The following is a 14,032-nucleotide window of genomic DNA, read 5'->3' as shown; positions in this document are numbered from 1 at the left end:
GTCAAGCTCTCCGTCGTATTACAGCTGGGTCAGCTTCGCCAGCATCTGGTCGGAAGTACTGACGGCCTTACTGTTAATTTCGTAGGCGCGCTGGGTCTGGATCATGCTTACCAGCTCTTCTGCGACGTTAACGTTTGAGGTTTCAACGTAGCCCTGATACAGCGTACCGGCCCCGTTGTTGCCCGGGTTACTTTCGGTTGGCGCACCGGAGGCCTGAGTTTCCTGGTACAGGTTCTCACCCATACTTTCCAGGCCGGCATCGTTGACAAAGGTGCTCAGGGTCAGCTGACCGACCTGCACCGGGTTCGTCTGACCCTGCTGCGTGACGCTCACTACGCCGTCACGGCTGACGGTCATGCTCAGCGAGTTAGCCGGGATGGTGATGGCTGGCTGCACCGGGAATCCGGCGTTGGTCACCAGCTGGCCATTCTGGTCAGTCTGGAAAGAGCCATCGCGGGTATACGCCGTGGTGCCGTCCGGCATCAGGACCGAGAAGAAGCCCTGACCGTTAATCGCCACGTCTTTAGACGAGTCGGTCTGCGACAGGTTGCCCTGATTGTGCAGGCGCTCGGTGGCAACCGGACGCGTACCGGTACCAATCTGCAAGCCGGAAGGCAGCGTGGTCTGATCGGATGACTGCGCACCCGGCTGACGCATGGTCTGGTACATCAGGTCTTCAAAGACCGCACGCTGACGTTTGAAACCGTTGGTACTGACGTTGGCCAGGTTGTTGGCGATAACGTCCATATTGGTCTGCTGAGCGTCAAGGCCGGTCTTGGCAATCCATAAAGAACGGATCATCTGTTTATTCCTCTGATCAGCCCATTGACAGCAGCTGGTTGGCTTTTTGTTCGTTCTCGTCAACGCTTGAGATCACTTTCATCTGCATCTCAAAGCGACGGGCGTTGGCGATCATATCGACCATGGTCTGGGTGGTGCTGACGTTGCTACCTTCCAGCACGCCAGGCATCACTTTCATCGTCGCGTCCAGCGGCAGCGTTGCGCCACGGGTAGTCTGGGCAGCGGCAGTGAGACGGAACATGCCGTCATCACCGCGCTGAAGTTCGCTGCCGCTGGCTTTCACCAGCTTCAACTTGCCCAGCTGTACCGTGGCATTTGGTGCATCGCCCGGATTCAGCGCGGTAATGGTACCGTCAGCCGCGATGGTGATTTCCGAACCCTGCGGCACCGCAATCGGCCCGCCGTCGCCCATCACCACGTTGCCCTGCACGGTAAGCTGCCCGGCCGGGCTGACTTCCATATTGCCGTTGCGGGTGTAGGCTTCAGTGCCGTCAGCGGTCTGCACCGCCAGCCAGCCGTCACCCTGCATCGCCACATCCAGCGGGCGCTCGGTATAATCCAGCGCGCCCTGGCTCATATCCGATCCCGGCGTTGAAGCCGTGACCAGCGTACGGGTAGGCAGAGATAAGCCTTCCACCGGCACCGCGCGCGCGGCATTCAGCTGTGCGCGAAAGCCCGGCGTAGAGGCGTTGGCGAGGTTGGCCGCCGTCACTGCCTGCTGATCGAGGGTCTGACTGGCAGCCCCCATTGCGGTATATATCGCGTGATCCATTGAACTCCCCTGTTAACCGTATTAACGCAGGTTGACCAGCGTGTTGAGGATCTGGTCCTGAGTTTTGATGGTCTGCGCGTTCGACTGGTAGTTACGCTGCGCCACGATCATGTTCACCAGCTCTTTACTCAGGTCGACGTTGGAGGACTCCAGCGCACCCGCCGTCAGCGTACCGAGGTTACCGGTACCGGCGATACCGGTCAGCGCCTGGCCAGAGGAAGCACTGGCAGACCAGACGTTGTCGCCTTCCGACTTCAGCCCTTCCGGGTTAGCAAAGTTCGCCAGCACGATCTGACCCAGTACCTGGGTTTTTTCGTTCGAGTAGTTACCGACCAGCGTACCGTCGTCATTGATCTGGTAGCTGGTCAGGTCACCCGGGGCATAACCATTCTGCGTTGGGTTACCAAAAGTGGACCCACCGTTGTTCTGCTGCAGGCTGCCGGTGATATCCACAGTGAACGGGCTGGCGGTGACGCTGCCACCTTTGTTGTCCATGGTCACGCTAATCGCTTTGGCGCTGGCGGTGGTCAGGGCGCCGCTGGTATCGAACACCAGGTTAGTGGTGGTGTCGGTGGTGGACGGGTCAGTAGCAGAGGCATCCTGCGCGTGAACGGTCCAGCTGTTGTCCGCAGTTTTGACGAAGTACATGTTGATGGTGTGCTCGTTGCCCTGCGAGTCATACGCGGTCAGCGAGGTTTTTTTGTCATAGGTCGACGTGTCGGAGGCGTTAAACGCACCGGTGGTCGCGGCAGAGGAAGAGTTCAGCGTAGCAGTCAGTGACGCGGTGCTGGTCATCTTGGCCGGCATGGACGCTTCAGGAATGGTCAGCGCCACCGGGTTAGCACCGGTCTGCACGGTGGCCGGGTTGCCGGATGCCGGGTAGCCGGTCAGCTTCAGGCCCTGCATGTTCACGATGTTGCGATCCGCGTCCAGCGTGAACTGGCCGTTACGGCTGTAATAGACCGCGCCGCTGGTGTCGGCCATACGGAAGAAGCCTGCAGAGCTGATCGCCACGTCAAGACCGCGGCTGGTGGTGGTGGTGGTACCGTCACCAAAGTCCTGCACCACAGCAGCCACTTTGGTGCCGAGGCCGACTTTAGAACCGGCAAACATATCGGCAAACGCGATAGTGCTGGATTTAAAGCCCGCGGTGGCGGAGTTGGAGATATTGTTACCAATAACGTCGAGGTTGCTGGACGCAGCGTTTAAGCCACTGACCGCCTGTGAAAAGCCCATGTTGTCACTCCTGAAGCAAAATTAGTGGATTAAACGATCTGACGAACGTTAGCCAGGGTTGTCGTGCCCATGGTGCCGAGGTCGAGCACCGCACCGGTAGAATTTGTGGTTACGCCGCTGACGTAGGCGTAGTTCAACGGCTGTGCGACCAGCTGGCCGGTGGCGTTGCTGGCAGCGATAGACACGGTATATTTGCCGTCTGCCGCGGTGGTGCCATCTGCCGCTTTGCCATCCCACTGGAAGGTATGAACCCCTGCAGTCTGTGCGCCAAGGTCAATGGTCTGAACCACTGCGCCGCTGGCATCTTTAATGGTGGCGGTGGTGCTGGTTGAGGCCTGAGTCAGTTCCACCCCAAACGGCGTGGTGGTGCTGCTGCCGACCAGGATCTGCGAACCGTCTACCATCACACCGTGGCCAATCAGGGTCGATGCCTGCAGCGACTGGCCGCTGGTGATCTGCCCGGAAATGGAACCCAGCGTGGTGTTCAGCTTCTCAATCCCGCTCAGGGTATTGATCTGCGCCAGCTGAGAGGTCAGCTGACTGTTATCCATTGGATTGGTCGGATCCTGGTTCTGCAGCTGGGTGACCAGCAGCGTCAGGAAGTTACTCTGGAGATCCGCTGCTGAGGTATCAGAGCTGGATGAAGAGTTCGTTAGCGTGGTGGTCGCCTGTTTTTCGTTTACGCCTACAGCAATACTCATTGGGAAGCTCCTTATTGGCCCAGCGTTAAGGTTTTCATCATCATCTGTTTAACGGTGTTTAAAACCTCAACGTTGGCCTGGTAGCTGCGCGAAGCTGACATGGTGTTCACCGTTTCCCCTACGACATCCACGTTCGGCATCTTCACGTAGCCTTTGGCATCCGCCATCGGGTTACCCGGCTCGTACACCAGGCGCGCGGGCGCCGGGTCGTCGATCACCTGAGCGACCTTCACGCCACCGGTCGGTGAACCCGGCATCGCGTTAGTCTGGAAAACCACCTGCTTCGCGACGTAGGGCTGACCATCCGGCCCGGTGACGCTGTCGGCGTTGGCCAGGTTACTGGCGCTGACGTTCAGACGCTGTGACTGTGCAGCCATTGCCGAACCGGCAATATCAAAAATGTTCAAAAGTGCCATAACTTATTGCCCCTGTAGCACGGACATCATGCCTTTGATCTGACTGCTGATCATGGTGAGATCGGTCTGATATTTCAGGCTGTTATCTGCAAACTCGGTACGTTCCCGGTCCATGTCAACCGTGTTTCCGTCCAGTGCAGGCTGGTCAGGAATGCGGTACATCAAATCCATGGATGGGGGTTGAAGCGTTTCTGCAGGAATATGGCGTGCCGACGTGACCGCAAGCTGTAGCCCGGAACCCTGCGCCCGCCCCTGTTCCATCACCTTGTTCATCTGGCTGGCGAAATCGATATCGCGCGCCTGATAGCCTGGCGTGTCTGCGTTCGCGATGTTGGATGCCAGGATCTCCTGCCGCTGTGCGCGCAGGTTCAGAGCTTCGGTGTTAAACCGTAGTGCTGCGTCCAGTTTGTCGAGCATGCGTCCTCCGCAAGTGAGAATTTAGAGCTGACAGCATAATCTCGGGGTGGGAAGGCCTATCGTTTGAATAGCGCTAAAAATGGTCGCTAATTTGCGCCTTGACATCGCACCCGCGAGGGTAGAATCGCTGCCATGTTGATAAAAAAGAGGGGGCGCCATGCGTGGAGCCACACTGCTGTTAAGCGCGCTGCTGAGCCTGGCGAGCGTCACCGCCACTGCTGGCGATCTCAACGCACAGCTCAACCAGTTTTTTAAAAACCGCTATGGGGAAAACGGCCAGGGTGCCGATAACCTGAGCGTGGTGGTGAAGACACCGCAGAATATGTGGCCCGCCTGTGATACGCCGCAGTTCTCCCTGCCGGGCAACAGCCGCATGTGGGGCAATATCAGCGTCGCGGCCAACTGCGATCAGAACCGCCGCTATATTCAGGTGCAGGTGCAGGTCAGCGGCAGTTATCTGGTGGCCACCCGCCAGGTGCCGCGCGGAACCGCTATCGCCGCTGGCGATCTGCGTATGCAGCAGGGCCGCTTAGATACTCTGCCCGCCCGCACGCTGATGAAAGCTGAAGATGCGGTAGGTGCCATTACCCTGCGCGATATCAATCCCGGCCAGCCGGTAACCCAGATGATGATGCGCCAGCCGTGGCGCGTAAAAGCCGGGCAGATGGTCACCGTGACCGCCAGCGGCGACGGCTTCAATATCAGCAGCGAAGGCAAAGCAATGAACAACGCAACGGCCCTGCAGTCGGTCAGGGTACGCATGAGCTCCGGCCAGATTGTGATGGGCAAAGTCGACTCGGATGGGAATATTCTGATATCGCTATAAACCACTAAAGAAGGCATCAGTTCTGCCGATAGTGTTAATAACAGCCGTAGTACTATTAGAATATTGAGCATCAGGCGTAGTTACACCTGAGTTAACAGGAGCCAGATATGAGCATCGACAGAACCCAGCCACTGAACCCGGCCAGCACCGTTCAACAACGCGATACTAATGATGTTGCCCAGCCGAAGGCTCGCGCAGCGGAAAGCAAAACCACTGAAACCGCCGGCACCCAGGTGGTACTGAGTGGCGCACAGTCACAGCTGACCAAGGCCAGCTCACAGGACATTAATACTGCCCGCGTGGAAGAGCTGAAAACCGCTATTCGTAACGGCGAACTGAAGATGGACAGCGGCAAAATCGCCGACGCACTGATTCAGGAAGCTAAAGACTCACTGCAAGGTAATTAACTCAATGGATAAGCTGCTCAACACGCTTGATAAAATGCTGGAAGTTCTTTCGTCGCTGGCCGATGTGATGAATGCGGAGCAAGAACAGCTCTCGGCGGGTCAGGTCAACAGCAGCTTATTGCAGCGAATTACCGAGGATAAAAGCTCGCTGCTTGCCACCCTGGACTTCCTGGAAAAAATGCGCCGCGATGAAGAAAAAGCGGCCGGGCTGCACGTGCCCTACAGCCGCCACCCGGAACTGGCGAGACGCTGGTCATCGATTCAGGATCACACGGTAAAATTACGCGATACCAATCTACACAACGGTATGCTGCTCAATCATCAAATCAGTCATAACGAGCATGCGTTGCAGGTACTGAAGCCTTATCAGTCACAAAAATTTTATGGCCCCGACGGCCAGGCGATCCACAGCGCGCCCGTCAGCCGTAAAGCGTAATTATTGTCAGACTTTATCCCGCCGCGCCTGCGCTGCGGGGTTTTTCTGTTTATGCCACGGTGCGGCGGGCAAAATCACGCGGGCGGAAACCTAACAGGCCCAGCACGGCAAAGTAGACGCCGCCACCCACCGCACAGACCGCTGCCAGACGGATTAACCGCCACAGCATGTTGCCGGTAGCCCAGTCAGGCATCAGATAGAGCACGCCGACCAGCGCCGCCGCCATCGCCACAACGGCGAAGAACAGACGCACCAGGAAACTCGCCCAGCCCGGCTGCGGCTGGAAAATATCCTGCTTGCGCAGCTGCCAGTAAAGCAGCGCGGCATTCAGGCAGGCCGCCAGACCGATCGACAGCGACAGTCCGGCATGCTTCAGTGGACCAATAAATGCCAGATTCATCGCCTGGGTTGCCAGCAGCGTGAAGAGAGCAATCTTCACCGGCGTTTTAATGTTCTGCCGCGAGTAGAAGCCCGGAGCCAGCACCTTCACCACGATCAGCCCCATCAAACCGACTGAATAGGCCACCAGCGCACGCTGGGTCATTGCGGCATCAAAGGCGGTAAATTTGCCGTACTGAAATAGCGCAACGGTCAGCGGTTTTGCCAGAATCCCTAACGCCACGGCGCTCGGCAGCGCCAGCAGGAAACAGAGGCGCAGGCCCCAGTCCATCAGGCGCGAATACTCTGCCTGGTCGCCGCTGGCAAAACTCTTCGCCAGCGACGGCAGCAAAATAGTGCCCAGCGCCACGCCCAGCACCCCGGAGGGAAACTCCATCAGGCGGTCAGCGTAGTACATCCACGACACCGAGCCGGAAACGAGGAACGAGGCGAAAATGGTATTAATAATCAGCGAGATCTGGCTGACCGACACGCCAAGGATCGCCGGCCCCATCTGGCGCATCACGCGCCACACGCCCGCATCCTTCAGGTTAAGGCGCGGCAGCACCAGCATGCCGATTTTTTTCAGATGCGGCAGCTGATAGCCAAGCTGTAATACGCCGCCGGCGACGACCGCCCAGGCCAGCGCCATCACCGGCGGGTGGAAGTGCGGTGCGGCAAACAGCGCAAAACCAATCATGCTGACGTTGAGCAGCGTCGGGGCAAACGCCGGGACCGAAAAACGGTTCCACGTGTTGAGGATCGCCCCGGCCAGCGAGGCCAGTGAAATCAGCATGATATACGGGAAGGTCACGCGCAGCAGCGATGAGGTCAGTGCGAACTTATCGGCGGTATCTGCAAAGCCGGGGGCAGTGACGAGGATCACCCACGGGGCAGCAAACATCCCCAAAATCGTGACAATCGCCAGCGCCAGCGTCAGCAAGCCGGAAACATAAGCCACAAAGACGCGCGTGGCTTCTTCACCCTGTTTACTTTTGTATTCGGCGAGAATAGGAACAAACGCCTGGGAGAACGCCCCCTCGGCAAAGATGCGTCGCAGCAGGTTAGGCAGCTTAAACGCGACGAAAAAGGCATCGGTTGCCATCCCGGCGCCAAATACGCGCGCGACAATCGCGTCGCGGGCAAATCCCAGCACGCGTGAAAACAGGGTCATTGAGCTGACCGCTGCCAGTGATTTCAACAGGTTCATGTCTTTCCTGGTTCTGGATAACGGACCGGGGAACCCCGATCGTTTTTTGATGCGGATAGTCTACTGAAGTAAAAGGAAATAACCATAGCGGTTTGTTACCGGGTATATCGAGGATCGCGTAAGGGTCGACCTTTTTTTTCTGTCGACCCGAATCCATCCTGCCTCGGGCCGACCGGAAAAGAGGGTCGGCCCCTACAGGAAGGCAGGTTGTAGCCTATTCCCGCTCGGCTTCACGCCATAATTTCTCCACCAGCCGCTGCGCCATCAGCGCCTGCTCGCCGCTGGTTTGCGGCATTGTCTGATTTTCTGCGCAGCGGATGAAATGGTGCGCCGCGCCGACAAATCCGCGCTGCTCCAGCGTGGTTTGCCAGCCGGGGATCGGGTCGATGGTCACGACGCCAGCCTGCTCCTGCTGCCAGTCACGCATCTCGCTCAGCTGGTAGACCGCGCCATCATCGACCGCCATCACTCGCTCCATCTGGCTTCCGGCGCGACGATGCATACTGGTGGTCACCTGCGTCCCCCCCACGCTAAAATGGTGTTCGGCGTAGAGCATCTGCCCGCTGTCGTTGGTCTGGATCGTGCCGCTTTGCAGCTTACCCTCACCGCCGCACAGCCACAGCGCGCTATCGACCACGTGCAGATAATCATCCAGCAGGGTAAACAGCAGATCGTTGGGCCCGACGCTGTCGCTGCGATGTTTATCCATGCGCAGTGACGCAGGCTGTTGCAGTGCCGCCTGCAGCTGCAGATAACGCGGGGCAAAGCGACGGTTAAACGCCACCATCAGCTTGCGCCCGCGCTTTTCCGCCAGCTCCACCAGCCGCTCGGCCTCGCTAAGCGTAGCGGCGAGCGGCTTATCAACGCAGACATCGACGCCCGCGCGCAGCAGGCGATTAACGATCTCATAGTGGCTGGCGGTGCTGCTGTGGACAAACACCGCATCGCTGGCGGCGGCGAGATCGTCCAGCGATGCGTGCAGCGGAATGCGGTAGCTGTCGCAGACCGGGCGCGCTTTTTGCTGATTGGGCGAAAATGCCCCGGCAATCTGCCAGCCGTCGGTGCGGGTTACTACCGGCAGCCAGGCTTTGTGCGCAATGCCGCCCAGCCCGACGATACCCACTTTCAAGCCGCTCATGTGCCCTCCCCCTCTGCCAGCAGTGCGGATAGCTGCTGTTGCAGCGTGGCGACCTGCTGTTCCAGCAGCTGTACCCGCGCTTCCAGCCCGCTGTCCGTTTCCTGCTGCGGGCTGGCGGCCAGGCTCTCATCCACCTCTCCGCTGAACAGGTGCATATAGCGGCTTTCACGCTTGCCCGGCTCGCGCGCCAGCCGCACGACCAGCGCACCGTCTTCGCGCTGCGTCAGTCGCTCCAGCGTCTGCTCCACTTCGTTCATATCGGCAAAGTCATGCATGCGCGAACTGCGCGTGCGCAGCTCGCCCGGCGTCTGGGCGCCGCGCAGCAGCAGCGTGGCGACCACCGCCACCTCTGCCGGGGTGAACTTGAGCTGACCAAACTCCGAGTTGCAGAAACGCTGCTCATATTTCACCACCCGGCTACCAAAGCCGTTTAGCGCGGTGAGCTGATGTTTTTTCACCAGCAGGTCGAGTGTGTTCTGCACCTCGCTGTCGCTCAGCGACATTACCGGCTCGCGGTTAGACTTCTGGTTACAGGCGGTCACTACGCCGTTCAGCGACATGGGATACTGGTCCGGGGTGGTGACCTGCTTTTCCAGCAGGCAGCCAATCACCCGCGCTTCAACGGCGGTAAAAGGGGATTTGATCATGTGAAATTACACTCCGCGCCGGTCCGGCGTCCATTCGTGGGAGGTCAGTGCCGTCAGGACATGATCCTGCCAGCGTCCATCGATCAGCAGGTACTCTTTGGCATAACCCTCTTTTTCGAAACCGAGGCGCGCCAGTAAATTGCCGCTGCGCTGATTATGCGGCATATAGTTAGCCATAATGCGGTGCATGCGCTGCTGCCGCTGCATATAGCGAATTGCGCTTTGCAGCGCTTCGAACATCATCCCCTGCCCCTGCCACTTCTCCCCCAGCGAATAGCCGAGGTAGCAGGCGTGAAACGAACCGCGCAGCACGTTGCTAAAGTTCGCTACGCCGCGCACTTCATTCTCATCCGGGTCCATCACCGCAAAGTAGAAGGCACTGCCCTGCTTCTGCATCTCAGCAATCAGCCCCAGCCGCGCCTGCCAGCCGGAGGGATAGCAGTGGCTCTCATCGCGCACCGGTTCCCACGGTTTAAGAAAAGCACGGTTTTCAGCATAGTAATCAGCCAGCCGCCAGGCATCACGTTCGTTGACCAGACGAATCACCAAACGATCGGTAGTCAGGCGCACTTTAGGTGCAGCAGTACGATAGCCAAACATCATTTCTCCTGAAACACGTGTCTGGAAAGCATTGTGAGTTGGGGAGTGAGACCGCGCACCACGGCGCGTCACTCTACTCGTTTCACTATAACCGCCATCCCGTTTGCCGGTAATACGCTGCCGCATAAAAAATGGCATAATCCACGAAATTAAGCTTAAAACCTCGCCATACCCGCCCCTGCGGTTGCCCTTCTGCGGGTTCTCTTCCATACTTTCATAATACATTCAGATAATTGATGTTAATTCATCGATATCGCAAAAGAAGGAATTGATAGTGAAACTCTATATCTATGAACACTGCCCGTTCTGTGTAAAAGCCCGCATGATCTTCGGCCTGAAAAACCTTCCGGTTGAGCTGGTGGTGATGTTGAACGATGACGAAGCGACGCCCACCCGCCTGATTGGTCAGAAAATGGCGCCGATTCTGATGAAGGAAGACGGCAGCTGCATGCCGGAAAGTCTGGATATCGTGCACTATATCGATCGTATCGATCGCGAGCCGCTGCTGACCGGAAAAACCAATCCGGCCATCACCGACTGGCTGCGCCATATCAACAGCTATGTTAACAAGCTGCTGATCCCGCGCGTGGCGGAAGCGCCGTTTGCCGAGTTCGCCACGCCGGAAGCGCGCGACTACTTCAAAAACAAAAAGCAGGGCACTTATGGTGATTTTTCCGAGCTGCGCGAACACTCGGCGGGCTGGATTAAAAACGTCAATGATGACCTGCGCAAGCTGGATAAGCTGATCGTTAAGCCGAATGCCGTCAGCGGCGAGCTGTCGCTGGACGACATCCATCTGTTCCCACTGCTGCGTTCGCTGTCGCTGGTAGCCGGTATTGAGTACCCTTCCCGCGTGGCGGATTACCGCGATAACATGGCTAAACAGACGCAAATCAACCTGTTATCCTCTGTCGCTTCCTGATATTGCCGGGCCAGTTTTTGCTGGCCCGACACATTCCGTTGTGCTTTCCCCCTGCCGGTTAAGCGTTGTCCTGGTGACGAATGCCGCCCGGTGGTGCATGCTATTCGCTGCCCGGTAGGGTCGACCGGTGAATAAAACAGAGGAATAACATGAAGAAGACACTTTTTGGTCTTGGTGCGCTGCTGTTAGCAGGCTTAGTCACCGGCTGTAATCAGATTGCCCAATACAGCATCAGCGAGCAGGAAATTAATCAGGCGCTGGCGAAACACAACAATTATGAGAAGCAGATTGGCGTGGCCGGGCTGGCCGATGCCCATATCACCCTGACCGACCTCAGCAGCCAGATTGGCCGCGAGGAGCCGAATAAAGTCACGCTGATCGGCAATGCCAAAGTGAATATCACTTCCCTGTTTGGCCCGCAAAAAGCGGATATGAAGCTGACAATGAAAGCACAGCCGGTGTTTAACCAGCAGGAAGGGGCTATCTATCTGAAAGATATGGAGCTGGTGGATGTGCAAGTGCAGCCGGAAAAAATGCAGGGCGTGCTGAAAACCCTGACGCCATATCTTAATGAGTCGCTGAAAAGTTACTTCAACCAGAAACCCGCTTACGTGCTGAGTACCGACCGCAGTAAGGCCGAGTCGCTGGCCAAACGCTTCGCCAAAGGGCTGGAAGTGAAGCCGGGTGAGCTGATTATCCCATTTACTGACTGATCGTCTGATAACGCTGCGGCTTGCGCGCAGCGTTTTTTTTCCGCCTGCGTATAAAGCAGGTGCATTCACCGCGCTTTATCATTAATCTTTATACCCGGCTAAAAACAGCTATTCCACCCCTTTGCCGGAGCAGATCGCATGACCGCACAACCTCAAGAATTGATTATTCGCCGCCCTGATGACTGGCATATCCATCTGCGCGATGGTGAGATGCTGGAGGCCGTGGTGCCGTTTACCAGTGAGGTCTGTGGCCGCGCCATTGTGATGCCTAACCTCGTTCCGCCGGTGACCAGCGTTGCCGCTGCCCGCGCCTACCGCGAGCGCATCATGGCTGCCGTTCCGGCCGCGCACGCCTTTACGCCGCTGATGACCTGCTACCTGACCGACGGCCTGGATCCGAACGAAATCGAAACGGGCTTTCATGAAGGGGTGTTTACCGCGGCGAAACTCTACCCGGCGCATGCCACTACCAACTCCGCGCATGGCGTTACCAGCATCGCGGCGATTGCTCCGGTGCTGGAACGCATGCAGAAGATCGGTATGCCGCTGCTGATCCACGGCGAGGTGACCGATGCCCATATCGATATCTTTGACCGTGAGGCGCGTTTCATTGAAAGCGTGCTTGACCCGCTACGCCAGCAGTTCCCGGAGCTGAAGGTGGTGTGCGAGCACATCACCACCAAAGAAGCCGCTGCTTATGTGCTGGAAGGCAATCGTTTTCTTGCGGCCACCATTACCCCTCAGCACCTGATGTTCAACCGCAACCACATGCTGGTTGGCGGCATTCGCCCGCATCTTTACTGCCTGCCAATCCTCAAGCGCAACATCCATCAGCAGGCGCTGCGCGATGCGGTTGCCAGCGGGCACTCACGCTTTTTCCTCGGTACGGATACCGCACCTCATACCCGCGACCGTAAAGAGACCAGCTGTGGCTGTGCCGGCGTGTTCAACGCCCCGTCTATGCTGAGCGCTTATGCCACGGTGTTTGAAGAGATCGGCGCGCTGGCGCATTTTGCCGCCTTCTGCTCCGAAAATGGCCCTAACTTCTACGGGCTGCCGCTGAATGAAGGCACCCTCAAGCTGGTGCGCCAGCCGTGGACCGTGCCGGAAAGCGTACAGGTCGGTAACGATGGCCATACGCTGGTGCCGTTCCTGGCCGGCGAGACGCTGAACTGGCGCGTCGAGAGTTAACCTGTCCAGCGGGACGACCAGAAAAGCGGTCGTCCTCTGGGGATCCCCTGAAATGACTGCTATCGCTAATCGTCCGCTAACCGGTCTGAGCTCAGCCTGAGCACGCCGGAACGGCAAAAGACGCTCCCTGCGGGCCTCGGCACGCGGCATCCCTGCCGCGTGACGTCCGGCTTACCTCAGGCCAAGCTCATCCCCCACTATCATCGTGATCGCTGTGGGTTCTAAACCGCGACGCTGCGGCTTTGGGTGGCAGGAGGGAGGGCTGATTGCAGCAGGCCCACGGCCAGGGATGGCCGTGGGCCAGGCTACAGGGATGTATTCATGCCGGTGCGGAAAGCAGCCCTCCCTCATGGAACCTGACGCCTGTCATCCCGCGATGATATTCAGATCGATGTTTATGGCGATCCCTCAGCGGGCGTCCCCAGCATTTCACTGCTCCAGTAATAATGTTTGCTTACGCTGGTATTACTGTATATATTTACAGTAATTCAACCGGAGGCTATCATGCGTATTGAAGTCACTGTAGCAAAAACCACTTCCCTGCCTGCGGGCGCGATTGACGCGCTGACGCAGGAGCTTAGCAAACGAATCGATCAGCATTTTCCGGATGGCAGCAATACCATTTCGGTACGCTACGCTAGCGCTAATAACCTGACGGTGATGGGCGGTGGTAAAGAAGCCAAAGATCGCATCACCGATATATTGCAGGAAACCTGGGAAAGCGCCGACGACTGGTTTATTACCGATTAAGCGCTGCGCTTTCGACCGCTTGTGCCGTTTTTGCCGGATACGCTATCCGGCTTTTTTATGCCCAATTATTACCCCGCAACACCGATAGACGGCGCAGGCAGAATAACCTATTCTGAGGCGGTGATTAATTACTGAGGTTTTTTTCATGGCTGCCGATAATCCAGAAGAGGCAATGACATTTGGTGAGCTGCTGGCAATGATCGCCGATCAACAGCGCCGCCTGACCGTATTAGAAAATGCATTTTCTACGCTGTCATTTTGCCTTGATGACAAAGCTAACCAGCTGTTAATCCACAGCTTACGCCTTGAAGGGCAAAACCAGAATCGTGATGAACAGCTACAGCAGCATTTCATTCGGCTGGCGCTGGAGCTGGAAAAACGTTTGGGTTCACCATCAGTACAATCTGATAGTCAGCCCTGAATAATCCTTCTTTTACTCTTAACGTTGATTATTTACCAGGCTCCCGGCTT

Annotated in this window: 18 protein-coding genes; 8 read left to right on the top strand and 10 right to left on the bottom strand. The window is 57.4% G+C overall.

Annotated features, from left to right (window positions below; all coding sequences use genetic code 11):
- Positions 1-18 precede the first annotated feature (18 nt).
- The 6 genes from flgG to flgB are packed head-to-tail and all read right to left on the bottom strand — an operon-like array spanning position 19 to position 4,343.
- Positions 19-801 (bottom strand): flagellar basal-body rod protein FlgG, encoded by a 783-nt coding sequence (gene flgG / locus QLG07_RS00960; protein ID WP_048916406.1) that lies wholly within the window; start codon positions 799-801, stop codon positions 19-21.
- A gap of 16 nt (positions 802-817) precedes the next feature.
- Complete coding sequence (locus QLG07_RS00955) at positions 818-1,573, bottom strand: flagellar basal body rod protein FlgF (RefSeq protein WP_048916407.1); 756 nt, start codon at positions 1,571-1,573, stop codon at positions 818-820.
- A 21-nt stretch (positions 1,574-1,594) separates the two neighbouring features.
- Entirely contained in the window at positions 1,595-2,809 is a 1,215-nt protein-coding gene (gene flgE, locus QLG07_RS00950) for a flagellar hook protein FlgE (RefSeq protein WP_282468241.1), read from the bottom strand.
- Between the two features lie 29 nt (positions 2,810-2,838).
- Positions 2,839-3,510, bottom strand: coding sequence for a flagellar hook assembly protein FlgD (gene flgD, locus QLG07_RS00945; protein WP_133623959.1), 672 nt, complete (start codon positions 3,508-3,510; stop codon positions 2,839-2,841).
- An 11-nt stretch (positions 3,511-3,521) separates the two neighbouring features.
- Positions 3,522-3,926 (bottom strand): flagellar basal body rod protein FlgC, encoded by a 405-nt coding sequence (gene flgC, locus QLG07_RS00940; RefSeq protein WP_048916410.1) that lies wholly within the window; start codon positions 3,924-3,926, stop codon positions 3,522-3,524.
- A gap of 3 nt (positions 3,927-3,929) precedes the next feature.
- Positions 3,930-4,343, bottom strand: coding sequence for a flagellar basal body rod protein FlgB (gene flgB, locus QLG07_RS00935; RefSeq protein WP_048916411.1), 414 nt, complete (start codon positions 4,341-4,343; stop codon positions 3,930-3,932).
- 157 nt (positions 4,344-4,500) lie between these two features.
- Here flgB and flgA point away from each other — a divergent pair, with 157 nt between their 5' ends.
- The 3 genes from flgA to flgN all read left to right on the top strand — a co-directional run bounded on the left by flgA (position 4,501) and on the right by flgN (position 6,012).
- Positions 4,501-5,169 (top strand): flagellar basal body P-ring formation chaperone FlgA, encoded by a 669-nt coding sequence (gene flgA, locus QLG07_RS00930; protein WP_282468240.1) that lies wholly within the window; start codon positions 4,501-4,503, stop codon positions 5,167-5,169.
- 107 nt (positions 5,170-5,276) lie between these two features.
- Positions 5,277-5,576 (top strand): flagellar biosynthesis anti-sigma factor FlgM, encoded by a 300-nt coding sequence (flgM, locus tag QLG07_RS00925; protein ID WP_048916413.1) that lies wholly within the window; start codon positions 5,277-5,279, stop codon positions 5,574-5,576.
- Positions 5,577-5,580: 4 nt separating this feature from the next.
- Positions 5,581-6,012: a flagellar export chaperone FlgN gene (gene flgN, locus QLG07_RS00920; RefSeq protein WP_191149281.1), complete on the top strand. Its 432-nt coding sequence runs from the start codon at positions 5,581-5,583 to the stop codon at positions 6,010-6,012.
- Between the two features lie 49 nt (positions 6,013-6,061).
- Here the strand turns inward: flgN and murJ are convergent, their stop codons facing one another.
- From murJ to rimJ, 4 genes are all read right to left on the bottom strand, one after another.
- Positions 6,062-7,600: a murein biosynthesis integral membrane protein MurJ gene (murJ, locus tag QLG07_RS00915; RefSeq protein ID WP_133623960.1), complete on the bottom strand. Its 1,539-nt coding sequence runs from the start codon at positions 7,598-7,600 to the stop codon at positions 6,062-6,064.
- Positions 7,601-7,814: 214 nt separating this feature from the next.
- Positions 7,815-8,738, bottom strand: coding sequence for a Gfo/Idh/MocA family oxidoreductase (locus QLG07_RS00910; RefSeq protein ID WP_282468239.1), 924 nt, complete (start codon positions 8,736-8,738; stop codon positions 7,815-7,817).
- Positions 8,735-9,385: a DUF480 domain-containing protein gene (locus tag QLG07_RS00905; RefSeq protein WP_282468238.1), complete on the bottom strand. Its 651-nt coding sequence runs from the start codon at positions 9,383-9,385 to the stop codon at positions 8,735-8,737. The genes QLG07_RS00910 and QLG07_RS00905 overlap by 4 nt, the downstream gene beginning before the upstream one ends.
- A gap of 6 nt (positions 9,386-9,391) precedes the next feature.
- Positions 9,392-9,985 carry a ribosomal protein S5-alanine N-acetyltransferase gene (rimJ, locus tag QLG07_RS00900; RefSeq protein WP_191149470.1) on the bottom strand — a complete coding sequence of 198 codons (594 nt, stop codon included), beginning with the start codon at positions 9,983-9,985 and terminating at the stop codon, positions 9,392-9,394.
- Positions 9,986-10,259: 274 nt separating this feature from the next.
- Between rimJ and grxB the strand changes: the two genes are divergently transcribed.
- The 5 genes from grxB to QLG07_RS00875 all read left to right on the top strand — a co-directional run bounded on the left by grxB (position 10,260) and on the right by QLG07_RS00875 (position 13,982).
- On the top strand, positions 10,260-10,907 hold the full coding sequence (grxB, locus tag QLG07_RS00895) for a glutaredoxin 2 (RefSeq protein ID WP_048916419.1): 648 nt from the start codon (positions 10,260-10,262) through the stop codon (positions 10,905-10,907).
- A gap of 149 nt (positions 10,908-11,056) precedes the next feature.
- Complete coding sequence (locus QLG07_RS00890) at positions 11,057-11,620, top strand: lipoprotein (protein ID WP_048916420.1); 564 nt, start codon at positions 11,057-11,059, stop codon at positions 11,618-11,620.
- 138 nt (positions 11,621-11,758) lie between these two features.
- Entirely contained in the window at positions 11,759-12,811 is a 1,053-nt protein-coding gene (gene pyrC / locus QLG07_RS00885) for a dihydroorotase (protein WP_187497817.1), read from the top strand.
- A 504-nt stretch (positions 12,812-13,315) separates the two neighbouring features.
- On the top strand, positions 13,316-13,561 hold the full coding sequence (gene dinI, locus QLG07_RS00880; protein WP_048916422.1) for a DNA damage-inducible protein I: 246 nt from the start codon (positions 13,316-13,318) through the stop codon (positions 13,559-13,561).
- Positions 13,562-13,706: 145 nt separating this feature from the next.
- Entirely contained in the window at positions 13,707-13,982 is a 276-nt protein-coding gene (locus QLG07_RS00875) for a hypothetical protein (RefSeq protein WP_282468237.1), read from the top strand.
- Positions 13,983-14,032 lie beyond the last annotated feature (50 nt).

This window comes from Erwinia sp. V90_4 (assembly GCF_029967685.1).
Lineage (GTDB): Bacteria > Pseudomonadota > Gammaproteobacteria > Enterobacterales > Enterobacteriaceae > Erwinia > Erwinia aphidicola.
The sequence above is the reverse complement of the archived record's forward strand: the minus strand, read 5'-3'. Positions and strand labels throughout refer to the sequence as shown.

What these genes read in the sequence shown, in the direction of transcription:
- QLG07_RS00890 (WP_048916420.1), top strand. Translation starts at nt 11,057, where the DNA reads ATGAAGAAGACACTTTTTGGTCTTGGTGCGCTGCTGTTAGCAGGCTTA.
- flgE (WP_282468241.1), bottom strand. Translation starts at nt 2,809, where the DNA reads ATGGGCTTTTCACAGGCGGTCAGTGGCTTAAACGCTGCGTCCAGCAAC.
- QLG07_RS00875 (WP_282468237.1), top strand. Translation starts at nt 13,707, where the DNA reads ATGGCTGCCGATAATCCAGAAGAGGCAATGACATTTGGTGAGCTGCTG.
- flgB (WP_048916411.1), bottom strand. Translation starts at nt 4,343, where the DNA reads ATGCTCGACAAACTGGACGCAGCACTACGGTTTAACACCGAAGCTCTG.
- flgM (WP_048916413.1), top strand. Translation starts at nt 5,277, where the DNA reads ATGAGCATCGACAGAACCCAGCCACTGAACCCGGCCAGCACCGTTCAA.
- flgC (WP_048916410.1), bottom strand. Translation starts at nt 3,926, where the DNA reads ATGGCACTTTTGAACATTTTTGATATTGCCGGTTCGGCAATGGCTGCA.
- murJ (WP_133623960.1), bottom strand. Translation starts at nt 7,600, where the DNA reads ATGAACCTGTTGAAATCACTGGCAGCGGTCAGCTCAATGACCCTGTTT.
- QLG07_RS00955 (WP_048916407.1), bottom strand. Translation starts at nt 1,573, where the DNA reads ATGGATCACGCGATATATACCGCAATGGGGGCTGCCAGTCAGACCCTC.
- pyrC (WP_187497817.1), top strand. Translation starts at nt 11,759, where the DNA reads ATGACCGCACAACCTCAAGAATTGATTATTCGCCGCCCTGATGACTGG.
- dinI (WP_048916422.1), top strand. Translation starts at nt 13,316, where the DNA reads ATGCGTATTGAAGTCACTGTAGCAAAAACCACTTCCCTGCCTGCGGGC.
- flgG (WP_048916406.1), bottom strand. Translation starts at nt 801, where the DNA reads ATGATCCGTTCTTTATGGATTGCCAAGACCGGCCTTGACGCTCAGCAG.
- rimJ (WP_191149470.1), bottom strand. Translation starts at nt 9,985, where the DNA reads ATGTTTGGCTATCGTACTGCTGCACCTAAAGTGCGCCTGACTACCGAT.
- QLG07_RS00910 (WP_282468239.1), bottom strand. Translation starts at nt 8,738, where the DNA reads ATGAGCGGCTTGAAAGTGGGTATCGTCGGGCTGGGCGGCATTGCGCAC.
- flgN (WP_191149281.1), top strand. Translation starts at nt 5,581, where the DNA reads ATGGATAAGCTGCTCAACACGCTTGATAAAATGCTGGAAGTTCTTTCG.
- QLG07_RS00905 (WP_282468238.1), bottom strand. Translation starts at nt 9,385, where the DNA reads ATGATCAAATCCCCTTTTACCGCCGTTGAAGCGCGGGTGATTGGCTGC.
- flgA (WP_282468240.1), top strand. Translation starts at nt 4,501, where the DNA reads ATGCGTGGAGCCACACTGCTGTTAAGCGCGCTGCTGAGCCTGGCGAGC.
- flgD (WP_133623959.1), bottom strand. Translation starts at nt 3,510, where the DNA reads ATGAGTATTGCTGTAGGCGTAAACGAAAAACAGGCGACCACCACGCTA.